The sequence below is a fragment of the Longimicrobiaceae bacterium genome (assembly GCA_035936415.1).
In the GTDB taxonomy this organism is placed as follows: domain Bacteria; phylum Gemmatimonadota; class Gemmatimonadetes; order Longimicrobiales; family Longimicrobiaceae; genus JAFAYN01.
The window spans coordinates 1-6,175 of the sequence record DASYWD010000236.1; the positions used below are offsets into that span (position 1 = coordinate 1).

At 70.4% G+C, this 6,175-nt stretch carries 4 protein-coding genes; 2 read left to right on the top strand and 2 right to left on the bottom strand.

The annotated features are described in order from the left end of the window. Positions 1-60: 60 nt before the first annotated feature. Positions 61-606, bottom strand: a complete 546-nt coding sequence (locus tag VGR37_09575) for a YIP1 family protein (protein HEV2147638.1) — start codon at positions 604-606, stop codon at positions 61-63. A 597-nt stretch (positions 607-1,203) separates the two neighbouring features. On the opposite strand from VGR37_09575, the gene VGR37_09580 reads away from it, so the two are divergent. Both VGR37_09580 and VGR37_09585 read left to right on the top strand, forming a co-directional pair. Beyond that, the gene (locus VGR37_09580) at positions 1,204-4,182 is read left to right on the top strand and encodes a SusC/RagA family TonB-linked outer membrane protein (protein ID HEV2147639.1); all 2,979 of its coding nucleotides are present in this window, start codon (positions 1,204-1,206) and stop codon (positions 4,180-4,182) included. Between the two features lie 20 nt (positions 4,183-4,202). Then, positions 4,203-5,651, top strand: a complete 1,449-nt coding sequence (locus VGR37_09585; GenBank protein HEV2147640.1) for a hypothetical protein — start codon at positions 4,203-4,205, stop codon at positions 5,649-5,651. 73 nt (positions 5,652-5,724) lie between these two features. Here VGR37_09585 and VGR37_09590 read toward each other — a convergent pair. Continuing rightward, positions 5,725-6,175 (bottom strand): hypothetical protein (locus VGR37_09590; protein HEV2147641.1); only part of this gene is annotated, 451 nt, incomplete at its 5' end.

Below are 6,175 nucleotides of genomic sequence, written 5' to 3' on the forward strand. Positions count from 1 at the left end.
GGCGGGGGAGGCGGAGGAGGGAGCGGCCGGGGGCGCCGCGGGCGCGGCGCCCCCGGTGCGTCAGGTGAAGAGCCCGCCCAGGAGCGCCATGCCGCCGGTGACGATCGCCATCAGGATCGCGAACGCGATCCAGGCCACCAGCCCCACGAGCGCCGTCGCCACCGCCTTCCCGGTCGAGAAGTCCAGCGCCTGCCGGATGGCGATGATCACCGCGACCAGGATCCAGATCATCACCGCGAAGCGGATCAGCCCGCCCAGCAGGGGGATGATCCCCAGCGCGTAGAGCACCCCGGGCGACTGGGCGAAGCCGAGCGTGCGGAGGAGCTCGCCCCAGTCGGCGGTGCCGCCGAAGAGGCGGGTCCCCACCAGGTAGGTGATCCCCGACCAGATGAGCCAGCCGACGAACGCCGTGATCAGGCCGCCGATGATGGCGCCGATCCCGCCGTCGGCCGCGCCGATGGCCGAGGCCACCGCCACGATGGCCACCACCGCCGCCGCCTGTCCCGTCGCCGTGCGGTCGGCCTCCACCTCCTCGTACGTCGCGACGTTCAGCGTCGCCGCGCCCATCATGCGCTCCACCAGCGAACTGCGGGTCCCGTCCACCATGCCGTCCTCCCCCTCTCGGGTGATAACCGTGCGGCGAGCTCGCCTCGCGAGCCGCAAGATACGCCCGGCGTCCGGGGCGACAAAGCACTTCGTGCCGCCCCGCCGGCAGCCGGCCCGGCGTGTCGGCCCCTCCGCGGCTGCGCGGGGCGGGAGCCGCTCAACCCTACGGCTCCCAGGTCCAGCGGTTTCAGGCAGATGCGGCACCCTTCCCGGCCCTGCCCTGCCGGCCGAGCGACCCTCTCCTGGCGCCGTTTGTTTCTTCCGCGTGCAGGCCGTTGACAAGCTCGGGCCGCCGCAGTTACTCTGCCAGGGGACCTGTTGCGCCATTCACCGCGCGCCCCTGCAGGCCTCGGCGCCTTCGCGGTCCCGAGCGGCAGCGCCCCGCCGCCATCGTCCCGCACGGCGCCCGGGGAGCCGGTCCTGTCCGTCCATACGGCTCGTGCAGTGCGGCTGCTTCATCTCTGACAAAGGAGGTTGAAGGAGGCGAACCCGGTTCGAGCGAAGGCAGCGCACCCGCGGCTTCCCGCCGCAGGGATGGCCGCCTCCGCGGCAGTTCCCCCTGTCGGTCATGGGTCACCGGCAACACAAGGAGCCAGCATGTCGAAGATTCGTTGGATTCTCGCGATCGCCCTGGCGGTCGCCAGTCTCCCCGTCCAGGCGCTCGCGCAGGGCGGGGAGACGATCACGGGCCGGGTCACGGACCAGCAGCAGCAGCCGATCGCCGGGGCGCAGGTCCTGGTGGTGGGCGGCACCGCGCGGGCCGTGACCGGGCAGGACGGCTCGTACCGCCTCGCGGGCGTGCGCTCCGGCTCCGTCCAGGTGAGCGCCACCCGGATCGGGTACGACACCCGCACGCAGACGGTGGCCGTCCCGCAGGGCGGGACGGCGACGGCGAACTTCACGCTCACCTCCTCCGCGCTGGAGATCGGGGGCCTGGTGGTCACCGCCAGCGGCCGCGAGCAGCGCCAGCGCGAGCTCGGGAACGCGGTCAGCACCATCAACACCGAGAAGGTGGAGATGTCGGCGGTCAACAACATGGCCTCGCTGCTCCAGGGCCGTTCCGCCGGTGTGACGGTCCTGCAGAGCGGCGGCACGACGGGGACCGGCGCCCGCGTCCGGATCCGCGGGTCGAACAGCGTCTCCCTGTCCAATGACCCGCTCATCATCGTCGACGGCGTCCGGGCCAACGACAACGCCGAGTCGTTCACCATCGCCACGGGTGGGCAGAGCCCGTCGCGCCTGAACGACATCAACCCCGAGGACATCGAGTCCATCGAGGTGCTCAAGGGGCCCGCGGCCGCGGCGCTCTACGGCACCGCCGCCGCGAACGGGGTGATCCAGATCACCACCAAGCGCGGGCGCTCCGGCAAGCCGCGGTGGAGCGCGTACACCGAGCAGGGCACCATCCAGGAGCGGAACGCGTACCCCGACAACGTCGGCGACGACTTCGGCGTCGATCTCGCCGGCGACCAGGGCCGGTTCTGCTCGGTCGTGGACCAGGGGATGGACTTCTGCGAGGTCGGGCCGCTCGTCCGGTTCAACGCGCTCCGCAACCCGGAAACCACTCCCTTCGTGGACGGACGCCGCCACAAGTACGGGGCGAGCGTCTCGGGCGGGAGCGACGCGGTGACGTACTACGTTTCCGGTGACCTGGAGGAGGAGCAGGGAATCTTCAGGATCAACGAACTGGACCGGATCAGCCTCCGGACGAACCTCACCAGCCGGGTGACGGAGAAGCTGAACCTGGCCATCAAGGGCGGCTACGTCACCAGCGACGTCATCCTTCCGCAGAACGACAACAACTTCGGCGGCGTCCACCTGAACGGCAACCTGGGCCACCCCGACACCATCAACTTCAGCCGGGGCGGCTGGTACGACATCCGGCCCTCCGAGTTCTTCGAGCAGCTGTCGGGACAGGAGGTCAGGCGGCTGACGGTGGGCGTCAACGCCAACTATCAGCCGCTGGAGTGGCTGAGCATCGTGGGTACGAGCGGCCTCGACCAGGTCAATCGGCACGACGACTACTTCAACCGTCCGAACGTCACGGACCGGCTCGGTCCCAACGTCCTGGCAGGGATCCGCGAGTCCAACCGCGTGGAGACGACAAACCTCACCCACACGCTCGACGTGACGGGGAAGTTCTCGCCGCGGGAGAACGTGGCGTCCACCACCTCCACGGGGCTGCAGTTCCACCGCGAGGAGTACCACGACACGCGGGGCCGCGGGGTGGGGGTCGTCCCCGGGACGAAGTCCCTCGGCGGTACGACCCGGCTCTTCAGGGTGAACGAGAACACGGTCGAGAACGCCACTTTCGGCGCCTACGTCCAGCAGCAGTTCGCCATCAACGACCGGCTCTTCCTCACCGGCTCGGTGCGCGGCGACCAGAACAGCGCGTTCGGCACGGACATCGGCTTCGTCACCTACCCGTCCCTCAGCGCCTCCTGGGTGGTGTCGGAGGAGCCCTTCTTCCCCCAGGCGGGCTTCCTGAGCAGCCTCCGCCTGCGCTCCGCGTACGGCCAGTCGGGGCTGCGCCCCAGCTTCCGCGACGCGATCACCTTCTTCGAGCCCGTGTCCGCGAAGGCCGCGGGCTCCGACGTGCCCGCCATCACCCTCGCGGGGGCGGGGAACCGGGCCCTGCGGCCGGAGATCGCCACGGAGATCGAGCTGGGCCTCGACGCGAGCTTCTTCGGCGAGCGGATCGGCCTCGAGCTGACGCGCTACGACAAGCAGTCCGACGATGCGCTGATCCGCCGCCGCCTGGCCCCCTCGGTGGGCGCGGTGACCACGCGCTTCGAGAACATCGGGAGCGTGACCAACAGCGGGTGGGAAGCCGTGCTCAACGCCCGGCTGATCGACCGTGCCCGCTTCCAGTGGGATGCCACGGTCACCGGGACCACCAACCAGAACGAGCTGGTCGAGCTCGGCGAGGGGGTGGAGCCGATCTTCCTCGCGTTCAGCCAGAGGCACGTGGCGGGCTTCCCCCTGGGCGGGTTCTGGCAGAGGCCGCTCACCTACTCCGACGAGAACGGCGACGGGTTCCTTCAGCTCTCGGAGATCACCCAGGGCGACACGGCCGTGTTCATGGGAGCGCCCTTCCCGACCCGGGAGGCGTCGTTCACCTCCAGCGTCTCGCTCTTCAACGTGGTGCGCGTCTCGGGCCTGCTTGACTACAAGGGCGGACACAAGGTGCTCAACTACACCCGGATGGACCGCTGCGCCTGGGAGATGGTCTGCGAGGAGACGTACGTGAAGGAGAAGGCCACCATCGACGACCAGGCGGGATGGATCGCGTGGAACGTCTTCGGCCGCAACGTCGCACCGTACATCGAGGACGGCGACTTCGTGAAGCTGCGCGAGCTCTCGCTCTCGTTCTCGGTCCCCGACAACCTGACCCAGCGCTTCGGCACCAGCGGACTGCGGCTCACGCTCTCCGGCCGGAACCTCAAGACCTGGACCGACTACCGTGGCCTCGATCCGGAGGTGAACACCTTCGGCCAGCGGAACTTCGATTCCGCGGACTACCACAACCAGCCGCCGGTCCGCTACTACACGGCCCGAATCGACGTGAACTTCTAATGGCGAGGATGAGAATCGAGATGCCGATCATCCATACATCATCGACGCGGAGGGGGCGCCGCCCCCTCCCGCGGCTCGCCCTCGCGGGGGCTCTCGCACTGCCGCTGGCGGGGTGCAGCCTGGACAGCATCCTGGAGGTGAGCGATCCGGACGTCGTCCCGGCGTCGGTCGTTCGTGATCCCGCGAACCTCCCCGGCGTGCGGAACGGCGTGCTGGGCGACTTCGCCGTCGGCTTCAGCGGCCAGGGGTTGAACACGGAGGCCCTGATCGCCTCCGTGGGCCTCTTCACCGACGAGATGTACCATTCGGGCACCTTCGGGACCCGCCGCGAGGTGGACAAGCGGAGCATCGAAGTGGACAACTCCGGGATGACCACGGTCTTCCGCAACCTGCACCGCGCGCGGCGCGCGGCGGAGGCGGCCGCCGACCTCTTCGCCGCCGGGGCTCCGAACACCGCGTCCCATGCGGAGGTCACGAACCTCGCGGGGTACACGTACGTCTTCTTCGGGGAGAACTACTGCTCCGGCGTGCCCTTCAGCCGCCTGAAGGAGGACGACTCCTTCGAGTTCGGCGCGCCGCAGACCACGGAGCAGATCTTCACCACCGCGCTCCAGCGCTTCGACCAGGGGCTGGCCCTCGCCACGACCGCGAAGTCCGCCCCGCAGCAGAACCTCGCGCGGATCGGGCGGGCGCGTGTGCTCCTGGACCAGGGGCGGTTCGCCGACGCGGCTGCCGCCGTGCAGGGGGTCCCCACCGGCTACCGCTACCTGGTGGAGCACTCCGACAACACGACGCGCCAGATCAACGGGGTCTGGCAGGTCACCTTCGGGACCCGCCGCTACGGCGTGGCGAGCAACGAGGGCGGGAACGGCCTCGTCTTCCGCCAGGGCTCGTCGCAGAGCCGGGCCTCGCAGGATCCGCGGGTGCCGTACACCCGGACGAACTCCCGGGCGGTGGACGCTCCGTTCGCCCACTTCTTCCAGCTCAAGTACCCGGAGCGGGGGAGCGAGGTCGTGCTCGCCAGCGGGATCGAGGCCCGGCTGATCGAGGCCGAGGCGGCGCTCCGCAGCGGAGCGGCGGGGGTGGCCACCTTCGTTGCGAAGCACAACGAGATCCGCGCCACCGTCGGTCTTCCCCCGCTCGTCGCGGCCGACGTGTCGGCCATGACCCAGAAGGAGCGGGAGGACCTCCACTTCCGGGAGCGCGCCTTCTGGCTATACCTGACGGCCAACCGGCTGAGCGACATGCGCCGGCTCGTCCGGCAGTATCAGCGGAACCCGGAGACGGTGTTCCCGACGGGGGTCTACTCGCGGCTTCTGTACCGACCGGCGCTCGGCTCGTCGGCCGTGCCGGACGACCAGCTGCCGAGGCGTGCGGACGGGACCTACGGAAACGACGTGGCCTTCCCGATCCCGTTCGACGAGCAGAACAACCCGCAGTTCGAGCAGTGCATCGACCGGAAGGCCTGACCTTCCGCGCCGGACGGGAAAGGGGGGAGGAGCCGCGCGGCTCCTCCCCCCTTTCTTTTTGCGTACGGTGCCCCTACCGCCCCCGCGCCCCCAGGTAGATGGCGTTCGCCAGGAGCCCGGCCGGCGCGTCGAACACCCCGCGGAAGAGCGGGTCCTCCGCGAAGAGGATCACCCGCCCGCCGCCCACCTCGTCCACCGTGGCGTACGCCGCGCCCCCGTACGCGGCCCCGGTGTTCTGTCCCCAGTCGAAGCCGCTCATCACCAGCCGGTCGCCCGTGGCGTACACCACCGGGTTGGCGCCGGAGCGCGACGTGGGGAGGGGCAGCTCCTGCGCCAGCAGCGGCAGCTCCGCGCGCCCGTAGCCGAAGGTGAGCCAGTGCGTGCGGTCCAGCCTCCCGCGCAGGAACGCGCCCGGTACGGCCATCGGCGCGTCCGGCCGCGCCTCCGGGCTCCGCAGCGGGGGGAGCTCCGCTTCGGCGACGCCCGCCTCCACCCGCCGCGCAGCCGCCGCCACGGAGTCGGCG

Coding starts and splice junctions, on each gene's coding strand:
- VGR37_09585 (HEV2147640.1), top strand. CDS start 4,203: ATGCCGATCATCCATACATCATCGACGCGGAGGGGGCGCCGCCCCCTC.
- VGR37_09580 (HEV2147639.1), top strand. CDS start 1,204: ATGTCGAAGATTCGTTGGATTCTCGCGATCGCCCTGGCGGTCGCCAGT.
- VGR37_09575 (HEV2147638.1), bottom strand. CDS start 606: ATGGTGGACGGGACCCGCAGTTCGCTGGTGGAGCGCATGATGGGCGCG.